The 14,784-nt window shown below is 73.7% G+C and carries 16 protein-coding genes and 1 riboswitch; of the genes, 12 read left to right on the plus strand and 4 right to left on the minus strand.

What is annotated here, in order from left to right:
• Positions 1 to 7 precede the first annotated feature (7 nt).
• Both fmt and FJK98_RS11015 read left to right on the plus strand, forming a co-directional pair.
• On the plus strand, positions 8 to 934 hold the full coding sequence (gene fmt / locus FJK98_RS11010; RefSeq protein WP_145922692.1) for a methionyl-tRNA formyltransferase: 927 nt from the start codon (positions 8 to 10) through the stop codon (positions 932 to 934).
• Entirely contained in the window at positions 889 to 2,427 is a 1,539-nt protein-coding gene (locus tag FJK98_RS11015) for an RsmB/NOP family class I SAM-dependent RNA methyltransferase (protein ID WP_240762950.1), read from the plus strand. Before fmt ends, FJK98_RS11015 begins: the two co-directional genes overlap by 46 nt.
• A gap of 148 nt (positions 2,428 to 2,575) precedes the next feature.
• Here FJK98_RS11015 and FJK98_RS11020 read toward each other — a convergent pair whose 3' ends face one another.
• Positions 2,576 to 3,466 carry a septum formation family protein gene (locus tag FJK98_RS11020; protein ID WP_145918939.1) on the minus strand — a complete coding sequence of 297 codons (891 nt, stop codon included), beginning with the start codon at positions 3,464 to 3,466 and terminating at the stop codon, positions 2,576 to 2,578.
• 257 nt (positions 3,467 to 3,723) lie between these two features.
• On the opposite strand from FJK98_RS11020, the gene rpe reads away from it, so the two are divergent.
• From rpe to ribH, 7 genes are all read left to right on the plus strand, one after another.
• A complete protein-coding gene (rpe, locus tag FJK98_RS11025; RefSeq protein ID WP_145918940.1) occupies positions 3,724 to 4,404 on the plus strand; it encodes a ribulose-phosphate 3-epimerase in 681 nt (226 codons plus the stop codon).
• Position 4,405: 1 nt separating this feature from the next.
• Positions 4,406 to 5,365 carry a response regulator gene (locus FJK98_RS11030; RefSeq protein WP_145918941.1) on the plus strand — a complete coding sequence of 320 codons (960 nt, stop codon included), beginning with the start codon at positions 4,406 to 4,408 and terminating at the stop codon, positions 5,363 to 5,365.
• Between the two features lie 62 nt (positions 5,366 to 5,427).
• Positions 5,428 to 5,598: riboswitch (FMN riboswitch) on the plus strand.
• A 139-nt stretch (positions 5,599 to 5,737) separates the two neighbouring features.
• On the plus strand, positions 5,738 to 6,799 hold the full coding sequence (gene ribD / locus FJK98_RS11035; RefSeq protein WP_145918942.1) for a bifunctional diaminohydroxyphosphoribosylaminopyrimidine deaminase/5-amino-6-(5-phosphoribosylamino)uracil reductase RibD: 1,062 nt from the start codon (positions 5,738 to 5,740) through the stop codon (positions 6,797 to 6,799).
• A 1-nt stretch (position 6,800) separates the two neighbouring features.
• Positions 6,801 to 7,466 carry a riboflavin synthase gene (locus FJK98_RS11040; protein ID WP_145918943.1) on the plus strand — a complete coding sequence of 222 codons (666 nt, stop codon included), beginning with the start codon at positions 6,801 to 6,803 and terminating at the stop codon, positions 7,464 to 7,466.
• Positions 7,463 to 8,158, plus strand: coding sequence for a nicotinamide riboside transporter PnuC (gene pnuC / locus FJK98_RS11045; protein ID WP_145918944.1), 696 nt, complete (start codon positions 7,463 to 7,465; stop codon positions 8,156 to 8,158). Before FJK98_RS11040 ends, pnuC begins: the two co-directional genes overlap by 4 nt.
• Entirely contained in the window at positions 8,155 to 9,432 is a 1,278-nt protein-coding gene (locus FJK98_RS11050; RefSeq protein ID WP_145918945.1) for a bifunctional 3,4-dihydroxy-2-butanone-4-phosphate synthase/GTP cyclohydrolase II, read from the plus strand. The genes pnuC and FJK98_RS11050 overlap by 4 nt, the downstream gene beginning before the upstream one ends.
• A gap of 2 nt (positions 9,433 to 9,434) precedes the next feature.
• Positions 9,435 to 9,935: a 6,7-dimethyl-8-ribityllumazine synthase gene (gene ribH, locus FJK98_RS11055; RefSeq protein ID WP_145922693.1), complete on the plus strand. Its 501-nt coding sequence runs from the start codon at positions 9,435 to 9,437 to the stop codon at positions 9,933 to 9,935.
• Between the two features lie 97 nt (positions 9,936 to 10,032).
• Here ribH and FJK98_RS11060 read toward each other — a convergent pair whose 3' ends face one another.
• From FJK98_RS11060 to FJK98_RS11070, 3 genes are read right to left on the minus strand one after another with little or no spacing between them, the layout of a single operon-like run.
• Complete coding sequence (locus FJK98_RS11060; protein ID WP_145918946.1) at positions 10,033 to 10,776, minus strand: amino acid ABC transporter ATP-binding protein; 744 nt, start codon at positions 10,774 to 10,776, stop codon at positions 10,033 to 10,035.
• 2 nt (positions 10,777 to 10,778) lie between these two features.
• A complete protein-coding gene (locus FJK98_RS11065; RefSeq protein WP_370517034.1) occupies positions 10,779 to 11,648 on the minus strand; it encodes an amino acid ABC transporter permease in 870 nt (289 codons plus the stop codon).
• Between the two features lie 5 nt (positions 11,649 to 11,653).
• Complete coding sequence (locus FJK98_RS11070) at positions 11,654 to 12,523, minus strand: ABC transporter substrate-binding protein (RefSeq protein ID WP_145918947.1); 870 nt, start codon at positions 12,521 to 12,523, stop codon at positions 11,654 to 11,656.
• Between the two features lie 220 nt (positions 12,524 to 12,743).
• Here FJK98_RS11070 and FJK98_RS11075 point away from each other — a divergent pair, with 220 nt between their 5' ends.
• The 3 genes from FJK98_RS11075 to FJK98_RS11085 all read left to right on the plus strand — a co-directional run bounded on the left by FJK98_RS11075 (position 12,744) and on the right by FJK98_RS11085 (position 14,575).
• Complete coding sequence (locus FJK98_RS11075; protein ID WP_204927713.1) at positions 12,744 to 13,025, plus strand: phosphoribosyl-ATP diphosphatase; 282 nt, start codon at positions 12,744 to 12,746, stop codon at positions 13,023 to 13,025.
• Between the two features lie 46 nt (positions 13,026 to 13,071).
• Positions 13,072 to 13,917: an ATP phosphoribosyltransferase gene (gene hisG / locus FJK98_RS11080; protein WP_145918948.1), complete on the plus strand. Its 846-nt coding sequence runs from the start codon at positions 13,072 to 13,074 to the stop codon at positions 13,915 to 13,917.
• 187 nt (positions 13,918 to 14,104) lie between these two features.
• Positions 14,105 to 14,575, plus strand: a complete 471-nt coding sequence (locus FJK98_RS11085; RefSeq protein WP_194822220.1) for a PH domain-containing protein — start codon at positions 14,105 to 14,107, stop codon at positions 14,573 to 14,575.
• Positions 14,576 to 14,784 lie beyond the last annotated feature (209 nt).

Genomic DNA, 14,784 nt, shown 5'->3' on the forward strand with positions numbered 1-14,784 from the left:
CTCCCCGATGCGTCTGGTCTTCGCCGGTACGCCGGCGGTCGCCGTCCCCGCCCTGGCCGCGGTGCACGCCTCCGGGCACGAGGTGGTGGCCGTGGTGACCCGCCCCGACGCGCCCGCCGGTCGGGGTCGGGGTGTGCTGCGTTCCCCGGTCGGCGTCTGGGCCGACGAGCACGGCGTCGAGGTGCTCACCCCGGCCCGGCCCCGGGAGCCGGAGTTCCTCGACCGGCTCCGTACGCTGGCCCCCGACTGCGTGCCGGTGGTCGCCTACGGCGCGCTGGTGCCCCCGGCGGCGCTGGAGATCCCCCGCTTCGGCTGGGTCAACCTGCACTTCTCGCTGCTGCCCGCCTGGCGGGGCGCGGCACCCGTGCAGCACGCGGTGCTGCACGGCGACGAGCTGACCGGCGCCAGCGTGTTCCAGCTGGAGCAGGGGCTGGACACCGGCCCGGTCTACGGCACGCTCACCGACGAGATCCGCCCCACCGACACCTCCGGCGACCTGCTGGAGCGGCTCGCCCACTCGGGTGCCGGGCTGCTGGTCGCCGTCCTGGACGCGATCGCGGCGGGCACCGCCCGGGCCGAGCCGCAGCCCGCCGACGGGGTCTCGCTGGCCCCGAAACTGACAGTGGACGACGCCCGGGTGCGGTGGGGTGACCCCGCGTTCGCGGTCGACCGGCGGGTGCGCGCCTGCACCCCCGCGCCCGGCCCGTGGACGACGTTCCGCGGCGACCGGGTCAAGCTCGGCCCGGTGACCCCGGTCGGTAACGGCCCCGCCCTGAAACCTGGAGAACTGTTGGTGGAGAAGTCCCGCGTGCTGGCCGGCACGGCGACGGTGCCGGTGCAGCTCGGTGAGGTGCGCGCGGCGGGCAAGAAGGCCATGCCGGCGACCGACTGGGCGCGCGGCGTCCGGGTCGGCGTCGGGGAGGAGCTCGCGTGACCGGGCCGACCGCACGCCCCGACCGTCCGGCCGACGCCGACCGGCGCGGCGACGACCGGCGGCCGTCCGGCGGTGCCCGGGGCGACCGGGCCGGGTCCGACCGGCGCGGCGGGCGACCCGGCCGACCGGTCCGCCCGGCCGTGGACCTGCCCCGCTACGCCGCCTACCAGGCGGTCGCGGCGGTGCACCGCGACGACGCGTACGCCAATCTGGTGCTGCCGGCGATCCTGCGCGAGCAGGGGCTGGCCGGGCGGGACGCAGCCTTCGCCACCGAGCTGACCTACGGCACCCTGCGGCAGCTCGGCACCCTCGACACGATCCTCACCGCCGCGGCCGGCCGGGACGTCGCGCGGATCGACCCGCCGGTACGCGACGCGTTGCGGCTCGGCGCCTACCAGCTGCTGCACACCCGGGTCCCGGCGCACGCCGCCGTCTCCTCCACGGTCGACCTGGTGCGCACGGTGGGGGAGGGGGCCACCGGCTTCGCCAACGCGGTGCTGCGCGAGGTGGCCGGCCAGGACGTCGACGCGTGGACGGCCAAGCTGGCCCCGACCATGGCCGCCGACCCGATCGGCCACCTGTCCGTGACCTACAGCCACCCGCAGTGGATCGTGCGGGCCTTCGCCGACGCCCTCGGTGGTGACCTGGGCGAGGTGACCCGGCTGCTGATCGAGGACAACGAGCGCCCGCCGGTGCACCTGTGCGCCCGTCCGGGCCGGGTCGATCCGGCCGAGCTGGCCGACGAGGTCGGCGGCGCGCCGGGAGCGTTCTCCCCGTACGCGGTCTACCTGGCCGGTGGCGCGCCGGGTGACCTCCCGGCGCTGGCCGACGGCCGGGCGCACGTGCAGGACGAGGGTTCCCAGCTGGTGGCGAACGCGTTGGCCACGGCCCCGCTGGACGGTCACGACGGTCGCTGGCTGGACCTGTGCGCGGGGCCCGGTGGCAAGGCGGGCCTGCTCGGCGCGCTCGCCGCGCAGCGGGGTGCCCGGCTGACCGCGGTGGAGGTCTCGGAGCACCGGGCCCGGCTGGTCGAGCAGGCCACCTGGGGGCTGCCGGTGACCGTGCTGCACACCGACGGTCGCACGGTCGGGGCCGATCCGAAGCTGCCGGAGGGGCACTTCGACCGGGTGCTGGTCGACGCCCCGTGCACCGGGCTGGGGTCGCTGCGCCGCCGGCCCGAGTCGCGCTGGCGGCGGCAGCCGTCGGACCTGCCGCCGTTGACCCGGTTGCAGCGGGAACTGCTCACCGCCGCGCTGCGGGCGACCCGGCCCGGTGGTCTGGTCGCCTACGTCACCTGCTCCCCGCACACGGTGGAGACGCACGTGACGGTCACCGAGGCCGCCCGCCGCGCCCGGGTACCGGCGGACTTCGTCGACGCCCGGACGGTCCTGCCGCCGGGCATGCCCGGCCTGGGTGACGGCCCCACCGTCCAGCTCTGGCCGCACCGCCACGGCACCGACGCCATGTTCCTGGCCCTCCTCCGCCGCACCTGACCCCACCCGCCCCGCCCCGCCTCGTCCGTCCCGACCGTCCCGCCCGTCCCCGGTGATCAAGAGAATTGCGTCAACGATCCGTCGTCGGATGACGCAAACCTCTTGATCACCGAGGGCGGGCGACGGGGCGGGGACGGGCGGGTCGGGGTCAGATGGCGGGGAGGCCCTTGGGGCCGGCGCCGCGCATCGATCGGGTCAGCTTCCGGTCGTCGCTCCACAGGAAGCAGCGGATGCCCCGGTCGCCCTCCTCCCACTCCCGCTGCGACGGCGGATAGAAGATCGACCCGGCCCGGTACGGCAGTTCGCTGTTGTTGGGCACCTCGGCGAAGCCGGCGATCAACGCCATGCACCGCCGGTGCACCCGCTGGTTGGCTTGGCTGAAATCGGCCCAGCTCAGGTCGCTGCGTTCCAGGTAGACGCCGACGAACTCGGCGCGGTGCGGCTCGGAGCAGAGCACCGGGGCCATGTAGTTGAGATTGTTGCCGATCAGCTTGGGATCGAAGCAGCGGTGGCTGAGCGGATTGTCGCCGATCATCGCCCCGCGCAGGCTGCCGACCCGGTTCACCGGCCGGGTGTTGTCGATGCTGTCGGTCTCGCTGAGATCGCACCGGAACCAGCGGGCGCCGCTGTTCCACGCCGAGTTGGCCGGCAGCGCGATGTTCATCGTCAGCCGGGCCGAGTGCCAGTCGCCACCGAGGACGTCCCGGGCCCGCTGGTCGCACTCGGTGCGGGCGGGGCGCAACGCGGCGGAGCCCGGCTCGGGCCGCTCACCCCGGGTCACCGCGCCGGTGAACGTGCCGACGTGGATGGTCTCGGCCAGGTGGCTGCGTGCGCAGTCCACCGTCTCGTAGGTGCCGGCCTGCACGACCGGGGTGATCCGGGGCAGGCAGGCGTCCGTGGCGGGCACGAACGACTGGGCCACCGGCAGCACCGGCCAGTCGTCGAGCAGGTCGCCGTCGGCGCCGTGCTGCGGCACGCAGCCGCTGAGCGCCACCGTCACCGTGCCGGCCAGCGCCAGCGCCACGAGCAACCGTCGCATCGTCCGCCCTTTCCGGGGATTGACGGCCCGTCGCCGTGCCCCGCCCGGCGTGCCCGCCGCCGGGCGAGCATCATACGTGACCGTCCCTGATGGAGTGTTGCCTCTTGCGGGCCGTTCGGCCAGTCGGCACCGGCTCTTCGTCCCCGACTCCCCGCGAAAGGAGCCGATGGTGCACCACGGGTCACGCCTGGGTCACAGGGCGTCGCTCATGGTGCCGTGCCGTCCGCGGCGGATGGCCGCGTTCGTACACTTGCCCTGTGACCGTACCGCCGTCGATCATCGCGCCCAGCATCCTCGCCGCCGATTTCGCCCGCCTCGCCGATGAAGTCCGCGCCGTCGAGGACGCCGCGGACTGGCTGCACGTCGACGTGATGGACAACCACTTCGTGCCCAACCTGACCATCGGCCTGCCGGTGGTGCAGAGCCTGCGGGCGGTGACCCGGCTCCCGTTCGACGTGCACCTCATGATCACCGACCCGCGGCGGTGGGCCCCCGGTTACGCCGACGCCGGCGCGTACAACGTCACCTTCCACGCCGAGGCGTGCGACGACCCGGTCGCCCTCGCCAAGGATCTCCGCTCGGCCGGGGCCAAGGCCGGGTTGGCCATCGACCGGGACACCCCGATCGAGCCGTACCTGGAGCTGCTGCCCAGCTTCGACACCCTGCTGATCATGACGATCAAGGCCGGCTTCGGCGGGCAGCGGTTCATCCCGCAACTACTGGACAAGGTGCGGGCGGCCCGGCGGCACGTCGACAGCGGCCACCTGGAACTGCGCATCGAGGTCGACGGCGGGATCGCCGCCGACACCATCGAGCAGGCCGCGGCGGCCGGCGCGGACGCCTTCGTCGCCGGCACCGCCGTGTACGGGGCGGACGACCCGGCCGAGGCGGTCCGCCGCCTGCGCGGGCTGGCGGAGCGCGCCAACGCCGGGGCCTGAGGTGGAGCCCACCGGCGACCGTCCCGACGTGATCCTGGTCGTCGACGACGACGAGGACATCGCCCGTTTCGTCGAGTTCAACCTGCGGCTGCACGGCTTCGAGGTGCTGCACGCCGGTGACGGCCAGGAGGCGCTCGACATGATCGAGCAGCACAAGCCGGACCTGGCCGTGGTCGACCTGATGATGCCGCGCATCGACGGCCTGGAGCTGACCCGCCGGCTGCGCGCCAACCCGATCACCTCGGCCCTGCCGGTGATCATGTTGACCGCCAAGGGCATGACCGTGGACAAGGTGCACGGGCTCAGCGCCGGCGCCGACGACTACCTGGTCAAGCCGTTCGACACCGCCGAGCTGGTGGCCCGGGTCAGCTCCACGCTGCGCCGCAACAAGGAGTTCCGCGAGGTCTCCCCGCTGACCGGCCTGCCCGGCAACAGCCGGATCCGCCGGGAGATCAGCGACCGGGTCCGCAGCGGCGTCGACTACGCCGTCGGCTACATCGACATCGACCGGTTCAAGAGCGTCAACGACCGGTACGGCTTCGTCCGGGGCGACGAGTTCATCTCCGCGCTGGCCCGCAGCCTGCACCGGGCGGTGGTCGCGATCGGGCTGCCGCCGGCCTTCCTCGGCCACGTCGGCGGCGACGACTTCGTGATCGTCTGCGCCCCCGACCAGATCCGCCCGCTGACCTCCCGGGCCGTGGTCGACTTCGAGAAGACCGCCGACACCCTCTACGACCCGACCGACCGGGAACGCGGCTTCGTCGAGCTGAAGGACCGGCGGGGCAACATCCGCCGGGCCGCCCTGGTCACCCTGTCGATCGGCGTCTCGCTCTCCGACTCCCGTAAGCGCTTCACCGACCCGCTGGCCGCGATCGCCGTGGCCAGTGAGATGAAAACGGTCGCCAAGAGCCAACCGGGGTCATACGTCGCGGTCGACCGGCGACGTGCCGACGGGGTGTGAAGTAGCACGCTGGAGGTGGCGAACCTCCCGGGGTGACGTGTAAGACTTCGCATGTACCCACCACGCGCTGGCGGGGCTCGGTGAAATTCCGAACCGGCGGTGATCCACGCTCGACGTGGTAAGCCCGCGACCCGGACGGCTGTGCCGCCCGGTGGACCTGGTGAGAATCCGGGGCCGACGGTGGGGGAGCGGTCCGTCCGCACCCCCGACAGTCCGGATGGGAGACAGCGCGCGGGCGGGGCGGGCCTGCGCGAGCGCCTCTGCGACCGCGTGGGCCTGCCGGGGGCGGCCCTGCCGTTCCCGGTTCCGCCACCGCCTGCCCGCCTGCTCCCGTACCGCCCGCGCGGGGACCGGCGAGCGAGAGGGCAGGGCATGGGCGGCGTCTCCGTGGACGAGGCGATGCGTCGTGCCATCGAACTGGGCGCGCGGGGCCTCGGTACCACCAGCCCCAACCCGGTCGTCGGCTGCGTGCTGCTCGACGCGGACGGCGTCGTCGTCGGGGAGGGCTTCCACGCCTACACCGGCGGGCCGCACGCCGAGATCGTCGCGCTCGCCCAGGCCGGCGAGCGGGCCCGGGGCGGCACCGCCGTGGTCACCCTGGAACCCTGCGACCACACCGGTCGCACCGGCCCGTGCAGTCACGCGCTGATCCGCGCCGGCATCGCCCGGGTGGTCATCGCCGTACCCGATCCCAACCCGGTCGCCTCGGGCGGCGCCGCCACCCTGCGCGCCGCCGGGGTGCGGGTCGAGTTCGGGGTACGCGCCGACGAGGCCGAGGCCGGCAACGTCGCCTGGCTGACCTCGATGCGGCGCGGCTGGCCGTACCTGATCTGGAAGTACGCCGCGACCCTCGACGGCCGGTCCGCGGCGGCCGACGGCAGCAGCATGTGGATCACCTCCGAGGCCGCCCGGATGGACGTGCACGCGTTGCGCGGCACGGTCGACGCGGTCATCGCCGGGGTCGGCACCGTGCTCGCCGACGATCCCCGGCTGACCGCCCGCAACCTGCGTGACGGCACCCTGGCGATCCGCCAGCCGCTGCGGGTGGTGGTGGACAGTGCGGGGCGTACCCCCGCCGACGCCCGGGTCCGCGACGGCGCCGCCCGGACCTGGATCGCCACCGTCGCCGAGGTCGGCGCCGGCCCGGACGGCCGGGTCGACCTGCCGGCCCTGCTGGCCGAACTGCACCACCGGGGGGTACGCGCCGCGCTGCTGGAGGGCGGCCCCCGGCTGGCCGGGGCGTTCCTCGCCGCCGGCCTGGTCGACCGGGTCGTCGGGTACGTCGCGCCGAAGCTGCTCGGGGCCGGCCCGACCGCGCTCGTCGACGCGGGTGTGACGACCATCGCCGACGCCATCGATCTGGAAATCACCGACGTCACCCGGGTCGGGTCCGACCTGAGGATCACCGCGCTGCCCCGGAAGAGGGAGGCCTGAGATGTTCACCGGCATCGTCGAGGAATTGGGCGAGGTCGTCCGGATCGCCGACACCGGGGGTGACTCGGCGCTGGTCGCGATCCGCGGCCCGCTGGTCACCTCCGACGCCCGGCACGGCGACTCCATCGCGGTCAACGGGGTCTGTCTGACCGTGGTCGACGTCGACGGCGGGGTGTTCACCGCCGACGTGATGGGCGAGACGCTGCGCCGCTCGGCGCTCGGCGGGCTGCGCCCCGGCGACCCGGTCAACCTGGAGCGGGCCGCCGCGCTGAACAGCCGGCTCGGCGGGCACCTGGTGCAGGGCCATGTCGACGGCGTCGGCGAGGTGCTCTCCCGGGAACCGGCCGCGCAGTGGGAGACGCTGCGGTTCCGGCTGCCCACCGCGCTGGCCCGGTACGTGGTGGAGAAGGGCTCGATCACCGTCGACGGGGTGTCGCTGACGGTGGCGGCGGTCGGCGACGACTGGTTCGCCGTCGGGCTGATCCCCACCACCCTCAAGCTCACCACGCTCGGCGGCCGGGGGGTCGGCGCCCCGGTCAACCTGGAGGTGGACGTGCTGGCCAAGTACGTCGAGCGCCTCCTCGACGCCCGCCTGCCCGCCGGCCCGGTCGGACCCGGCGGCACTGCCCCGGCGCTGCCCGGCGACGCCGTCGGAGGGGCGCGGTGACCGGCCCGGTCGGCTGGCTGCTCGACGCGCAGGTGCACGTCGTCGGTTCCCCGGTGCTGGTCCGGGAGATCGTCGGCAACGCCTTCGGGCTGGTCTCGGCGCTGCTCGGGCTGCGCCGGCTGGTCTGGGCCTGGCCGGTCGGCATGATCGGCAACGGGCTGCTGTTCACCGTCTTCCTCGGCGGGGTGTTCGCCACCCCGCAGGCGCACGACCTCTACGGCCAGGCCGGCCGGCAGGTCTTCTTCTTCGCGGTCAGCGTCTACGGCTGGTGGCGCTGGTCGCGCAACCGCCGCCAGGGCGGGGACGCCCCGGCGGTCAGCCCCCGCTGGGCCACCGGCCGGGAACGGCTCGGTCTGCTGCTGGCCGCCGTGCTCGGCACCGCCCTCGGCTACCCGCTGCTCGCCGCGCTCGGCTCGTGGGGCCCGCTGCCGGACGCCTGGATCCTCACCGGCAGCCTGCTGGCCACCTACGGGATGGCCCGGGGCTGGGTGGACTTCTGGCTGGTCTGGATCGCGGTGGACGCGGTCGGCGTACCGCTGCTGCTGCGTGGCGGCTTCTACCCCTCGGCGGCGATGTACCTCGTCTACGGCGCACTGTGCGGCTGGGGTTTCGCCGCCTGGTGGCGCAGCTCGCGGGCCAGCCGTGCGGCGTCGACACCGATCCCGTCCACCTACTCGGAGGTCGTGGCATGAGCACCCAGGCGGTCACCTTCGCCCGGATCGAGGAGGCGGTGGCGGACATCGCCGCCGGCCGGCCCGTCGTGGTGGTCGACGACGAGGACCGGGAGAACGAGGGCGACCTGATCTTCGCCGCCGAGCTGGCCACCCCGGAGCTGCTCGCCTTCATGGTCCGCTGGACCTCCGGCTACGTCTGCGTCCCGCTGACCGAGGCGGAGTGCGACCGGCTGGACCTGCCGCCGATGCACCACACCAACCAGGACCGGCGCGGCACCGCCTACACGGTGACCGTGGACGCCCGGGAGGGGGTCAGCACCGGCATCTCGGCCGCCGACCGGGCGCACACCATCCGGCTGCTCGCCGACCCCGGCACCGACCCGACGGACCTGGCCCGCCCCGGCCACGTGGTGCCGCTGCGGGCCCGCGCCGGCGGGGTGCTGCGTCGTCCCGGCCACACCGAGGCGGCAGTCGACCTGACCCGGCTGGCCGGGCTGCGTCCCGCCGGGGTGCTCTGCGAGCTGGTCAACGACGACGGCACCATGATGCGCCTGCCGGACCTGGAGAAGTTCTGCGCCGAGCACTCGCTCACCCTGGTCACCATCGCCGATCTGGTGGCGTACCGGCGGCGGCACGAGAAGCAGGTGGAGCAGGTCGCGCAGGCGCGGATGCCCACCCCGTACGGGGTGTTCCGGGCGCTGGGCTACCGGGCCGAACACGACCCGGCCGAGCACGTCGCGCTGGTCTTCGGTGAGCTGGGCGACGGCGAGGACGTGCTGGTCCGGGTGCACTCCGAGTGCCTGACCGGGGACGTCTTCGGGTCGCTGCGCTGCGACTGCGGTCCGCAGTTGCAGGCGTCGCTGGCCCGGGTCGCCCGGGAGGGGCGGGGCGTGGTGCTCTACGTGCGCGGGCACGAGGGGCGCGGCATCGGCCTGCTGCACAAGCTCCAGGCGTACCAGCTCCAGGACCAGGGCCGCGACACCGTGGACGCGAACCTCGACCTGGGGCTGCCGGCCGACGCCCGGGACTACGGCACCGGCGCGCAGATCCTCTACGACCTGGGGGTGCGCTCGATGCGGCTGCTCACCAACAACCCGGCCAAGCGGGCCGGGCTGGAGGGGTACGGGCTGACCGTCACCGGCCGGGAGGGGTTGCCGGTCCGGCCGCACCCGGAGAACGTCCGCTACCTGCGGACCAAGCGGGACCGGATGGGCCACCTGTTGGACGAGCTGGATGAGGTGACCGAGGCCCCGATGGGCCGGCCGGTCCCCGGCGACGAGATCGGAGCATGACGATGGCGGGTTTCGGTGAACCCGGAGTGACCCCGGTGGACGCCGCCGGGCTGACCGTCGGGGTGGTGGCGGCGCGCTGGCACGGCGAGCTGACCGACCACATGCTCGACCGGGCGGTGGCCGCCGCGCAGGCGTGCGGGGCGCGGGTCGTGACGGCCCGGGTGGCCGGCTCGGTGGAGCTGCCGGTGGTGGCGCAGGCGCTGGCCCGGCGCTGCGACGTGGTGGTGGCGCTGGGCGTGGTCGTCCGGGGTGCGACCGCCCACTTCGACTACGTCTGCCGGTCGGTGACCGACGGCCTGACCCGGGTCGCCCTGGACGAGGGCAAGCCGGTGGCGCACGGGGTGCTGACCGTGGAGAACCTCGACCAGGCCCGGGACCGGGCCGGGCTGCCCGGCTCGGCCGAGGACAAGGGCTGGTCGGCGACGGTGGCCGCCCTGGACGCCGCGCTGGCGGTCCGGGCCGTCACCACCGCCAACGGCCACCGGGTCGGCTTCGCCGGCTGACGCCCCGCCGGGGCCGTGCGGTTCGGCCTGGTGTGGCGATGTTGCGGGGTCCGACGGACGCGGACCCCGCAACATCACCCCACTTGAGGGCACGACGCTACAGCCGGCCGGCCTCGATGATCCGCCTGAGGAACTGCCGGGTCCGCGGCTGGGTCGGTTCGCCGAACACCTGCGCGGGCGGCCCGGCCTCGACCACCCGGCCGGCGTCGAGGAAGCAGACCTGGTCGGCGACCTCCCGGGCGAACCCCATCTCGTGGGTGGCCAGCACCATCGTCATCCCGTCGGCCTTGAGGTCCCGGATCATCGCCAGCACCTCCCCGACCAGCTCCGGGTCGAGCGCCGAGGTGACCTCGTCCAGCAGCATCAGCCGGGGCGAGTTGGCCAGCGCCCGGACGATCGCCACCCGCTGCTGCTGGCCGCCGGAGAGCCGGTCCGGGTAGGCGTCCGCCCGGTCGGCCAACCCGACCCGGGCGAGCAGCTCCCGGGCCTGCGCCTCGGCGTCGGCCCGTGCCCGCCGGTGCACCCGGCGCGGCGCGAGAGTCACGTTCTCCAGCACGCTCAGGTGCGGAAACAGGTTGTACGACTGGAAGACCATGCCGATGCGCCGGCGGACCCGGTCGGGGTCGACCCGGGGGTCGGAGATCTCCTCGCCGTCGAGCGTGATGGTCCCGTCGTCGAGTTCCTCCAGCAGGTTGACGCAGCGCAGCAGCGTCGACTTGCCCGACCCGGACGCCCCGATCAGGGCGACCACCTGATGTTCGTCGACGGTCAGGTCGAGCCCGTCGAGCACCACCCGGCCGCCGAACTCCTTGCGTACCCCCCGGCAGGTCAGCACGGTCATGCTCAGCCTCCGGACTGGCGTCGGGCCGCGCGCAGCGTCACCCAGTCGGTGACCGCGATCAGCGGGATGGCGAGCAGCACGAACAGCACCCCGGCCACGATGTACGGGGTGTAGTTGAAGGTCTGCGCGGTGGCGATCTGTGCCGCCCGGACGGCGTCGATCGGGCCGGCCAGGGAGACCAGGCCGACGTCCTTCTGCAACGCCACCACGTCGTTGAGCAGCGGCGGCGCGACCCGCCGGACGGCCTGCGGCAGCACCACGTGCCGCATGGTCTGCCGGTAGGTCAGCCCCAGCGAGCGGGCCGCCGCGAGCTGGCTGGGGTGGACCGACTCGATGCCGGCCCGGAACACCTCCGCCAGGTAGCCGCCGTAGGTGAGCACCAGCGCCAGCCCGCCGAGCACGAGCACCGGCGGCATCCCCTGCAACCGCAGGCCGGGCACGCCGAGGGTGAGCACGTACAGCACGATGATCAGCGGCAGGCCGCGGAAGGTGTACGTGTAACCGGCGGCGAGTGCGCGGACCGGGAAGAAGACCGGCCCGCGCAGGGTCCGCAGCAGAGCGATCAGCAGGCCGAGCAGCAGCGCCCCGACGGCGCAGCAGACCAGCAGCCGGACGTTGAGCCACAGCCCGGTGAGCACCTCCGGCAGGGCGTCGCGGGCGATCTGCGGGTCGAGGAACGACCGGCGGACCCGCTCCCAGCCGGGTGCACCGGTGACCGCGACGACCAGCAGCGTGCCGAGCACCGCCGTGGAGGCGGCGGCGACCAGCACGCTGCGGGTCGTCTGCCGGCGTCGGTACGCGGCCCGCCGCCGCTGCGCCGTCGACGGGAGGTGCGGCGGGTCCACCACCGGGCTGTCGTTGCCTGCTGACACCCGGCTCACTGGAGTTCGGTCGCCCCCGCCACCTGGGCGAGCCACTTCTGCTCCAGCTGCTTGAGCGTGCCGGCCTCGGCGAGTTCACCCACCGTCCGGCTGACGCACAGGGTCAGCGGGGAGTCCTTGTCCAGCAGCAGCCCGAACGCCTCCGGCGCGCCCACCTGCGGCAGTTGACCGACGATGGTGGCGTCGGTGAGTTCCGAACCGGTGATGTAGAACGCGGTCGGCAGGTCGACCACCAGCCCGTCGATCTGGCCGTTCTGCAGGGCCTTCTTGGCGTCGTCGTTGCTGTTGTAGACCTGCGGCTTGACCGAGGGCTTGATCAGGGCGGTGATCGCCTGGTAGCTGGTCGTGCCGACCTGCGCGCCGAGCTTGGCGTTCTTCAGGTCCGCCACCGACTTCTTCCCGGCGATCTTCGACGACTTGAGCGCGATGACCGTCTGCCGCACCAGGTAGTACGGGGCGGAGAAGTCGACCGCCTGCTTGCGTTCCTCGGTGATGGAGAACTGGTTGATGTCGAAGTCGAAGGTCTTCGGGCCGGGGGCGATGGCGGTGTCGAACTTGACCCGGGTCCAGGTGACGTCGGTCCGGGCGTAGCCGAGCTTCTCGGCGACCGCGTACGCGACGGCGGACTCGAAACCCTCGCCGGTGTCGGGCTTGTCGCCCTTGAACCACGGCTCGTACGCGGGTTCGTCGGTGGCGACGGTGAGCTTGCCGGGCGTGCGGGTCTTCAGGCTGTCCTTGGCACAGGACGCCGCGGTGGGGACGGCGTCGGGGGTGGGTGTGGGGTCCTGCGGTGCGCATCCGGCCACGGCGACGAGGAGCACGGCGGCGGTGGCGGCGGCGCGGGTACGTGAGCTGCTGCTGACCATGGCCGCCAGGATAGAGAAGACCACCGATCCCTCGAAGGGTGTCCCATCAGGTAGATGAGAGATCGATGTGTAAACGTGTCCGGCCCGTTGCCGGTGGCCGGTGACCCGCGTCCCGGCCGGCCGGAGCGCCCGGCCTCCCCGGGCCCGTCCCAGCCTGCGGGAACGGGGTGTGGGCGGGGTGACCCGGCCGGACCCCGGAGCGCACGGCGTCGGTGGGTGGCTGGAAGAATCCGGTTCCGTGAAGACGTTCGAGGAGTTGTTCGCCGAGCTCCAGGCCAAGGCCGCCGCCGGCACGCCGGGTTCCGGCACGGTCGACGCCCTGGCCAAGGGGGTGCACTTCGTCGGCAAGAAGGTCGTCGAGGAGGCGGCCGAGTCGTGGATGGCCGCCGAGCACGAGGGCCCGGAGCGCACCGCCGAGGAGATCTCCCAGCTGCTGTACCAGGTGCAGGTGCTGATGCTGGCCAGCGGTCTGGAGCTGAAGGACGTCTACCGACATCTGTGAGTGCGCCCGCGTCGTTGATCTGATCCGATCGAAGGAGCACTCCGTCATGCTGCGTGTCGCCGTACCCAACAAGGGGGCCCTGGCCGAGAAGGCCGCCCAGATGCTGCGTGAGGCGGGCTACCGCCAGCGCACCGACCCCAAGGACCTGGTCTGCCCGGACGAGGCCAACGACATCGAGTTCTTCTACCTGCGCCCGAAGGACATCGCCACCTACGTCGGCTCGGGTGACCTCGACGTCGGGATCACCGGCCGGGACCTGCTGATCGACTCCGGCGCGCCCGCCGAGGAGGTGGTCGACCTGGCGTTCGGCCGGGCCACCTTCCGCTTCGCCGCCCGTCCCGAGGACGTCGGCGACGTACAGGAGCTCGGCGGGCACCGGATCGCCACCGCGTACCCGGGGCTGGTCGAGCGGTACCTCGCCGAGTTGGGCGTCAAGGCCGACGTGATCCGGCTCGACGGCGCGGTGGAGAACGCCATCCGGCTCGGGGTCGCCGACGTCGTCGCCGACGTGGTGGAGACCGGCGCGACGCTGCGCCAGGCCGGGCTGGTCGTCTTCGGCGACCCGCTGCTGCGCTCCTCGGCGGTGCTGGTCCGCCGGGCCGGCGCGCCGGCCCACCCGCAGGCGGAGCAGTTGCTGCGTCGCCTGCACGGGGTGCTGGTGGCCCGCCGGTACGTGATGCTCGCCTACGACGTGCCGGCCGGCCTGCTCGACCGGGCCAGCGGCCTGACCCCGGGCATCGAGTCGCCGACGGTCTCCCCGCTGCACCGGGAGGGCTGGGTCGCCGTGCAGGCGATGGTGCTCCGCGACGACGTCCACCGGATCATGGACGAGCTGTACGAGTTGGGTGCCCGCGCGATCCTGGTCACCAACATCCACGCCTGCCGGCTCTGACCCCGGCGGCGCGACACGCCGCGCCGTCCGTCGCGTCCGTCGTGCCCTCGTGCTCGACCGCACCAGGGCCGGTACGGCGGCATCGCCTCTCGCGGACACCGCTGTACCGGCCCCATCACCCCGACCCGACCCACCCCCGGCGGGTGGCGGCGCGACGTCTGCCGGGGCCGGGTGGCAGACTGGACCGGTGAGCGACACCGCGTTGATCCGTCTCAGGCCGCGTCGTATCCGGGTCGTCTGCTGGGCCTCGGCGATCGCCCTGCTGGTGGTCTTCAGCCTGGTCGCCACCTCGTTGACCGGGGCGACCGGCGAGGGCTACGGCACCTTCCAGCGCGGCGACCAGTTCGCCATGATCGGCCTCGGCGTGTTCGGCGCGCTCGGCATCCTGCTGTTCACCCGGCCCCGGGTCGAGGCGGACGCCCGGGGGGTCCGGGTGCGCAACATCCTCGGCTCGTACGAGCTGCCCTGGGAGGTGGTCCGGGGGGTGCGCTTCGACCGGGGCGCACCGTGGGCCAGCCTGGAGCTGCACGACGACGACCTGCTGCCGATGGTGGCGCTCCAGGCCGCCGACAAGGAGATCGCGGTCGACGGGGTCCGTGCGCTGCGCCGGCTGCACCAGGCCCACCTGGCCGGTCTCGGCGGCACCCCGGCCCGCTGACCGTCCCGGCCGGGGCACCGCCTCCGCCGGTTCCGCTGACCGCCCCGTCCCCTCCGCCGGCCCGCTGTCGGGGTTCTCGTACCGTGCTGACCTGCGGGCCCGGTTTGGGGGATGGTCGCGCCGGGGTGTAGTGTTGCCACGTCGACCAGACTGCCCCCGCCTGCGGCGTGTGGGTGGTCCCGAAGCGGAGCGCCTGCTCCCACCCGAGT

This window comes from Micromonospora sp. HM134, from assembly GCF_007833915.1.
Lineage (GTDB): Bacteria > Actinomycetota > Actinomycetes > Mycobacteriales > Micromonosporaceae > Micromonospora > Micromonospora wenchangensis.

Coding starts and splice junctions, on each gene's coding strand:
- fmt (WP_145922692.1), top strand. CDS start 8: ATGCGTCTGGTCTTCGCCGGTACGCCGGCGGTCGCCGTCCCCGCCCTG.
- FJK98_RS11020 (WP_145918939.1), bottom strand. CDS start 3,466: ATGCGACGGTTGCTCGTGGCGCTGGCGCTGGCCGGCACGGTGACGGTG.
- ribD (WP_145918942.1), top strand. CDS start 5,738: ATGGGCGGCGTCTCCGTGGACGAGGCGATGCGTCGTGCCATCGAACTG.
- FJK98_RS11040 (WP_145918943.1), top strand. CDS start 6,801: ATGTTCACCGGCATCGTCGAGGAATTGGGCGAGGTCGTCCGGATCGCC.
- FJK98_RS11050 (WP_145918945.1), top strand. CDS start 8,155: ATGAGCACCCAGGCGGTCACCTTCGCCCGGATCGAGGAGGCGGTGGCG.
- ribH (WP_145922693.1), top strand. CDS start 9,435: ATGGCGGGTTTCGGTGAACCCGGAGTGACCCCGGTGGACGCCGCCGGG.
- FJK98_RS11060 (WP_145918946.1), bottom strand. CDS start 10,776: ATGACCGTGCTGACCTGCCGGGGGGTACGCAAGGAGTTCGGCGGCCGG.
- FJK98_RS11070 (WP_145918947.1), bottom strand. CDS start 12,523: ATGGTCAGCAGCAGCTCACGTACCCGCGCCGCCGCCACCGCCGCCGTG.
- hisG (WP_145918948.1), top strand. CDS start 13,072: ATGCTGCGTGTCGCCGTACCCAACAAGGGGGCCCTGGCCGAGAAGGCC.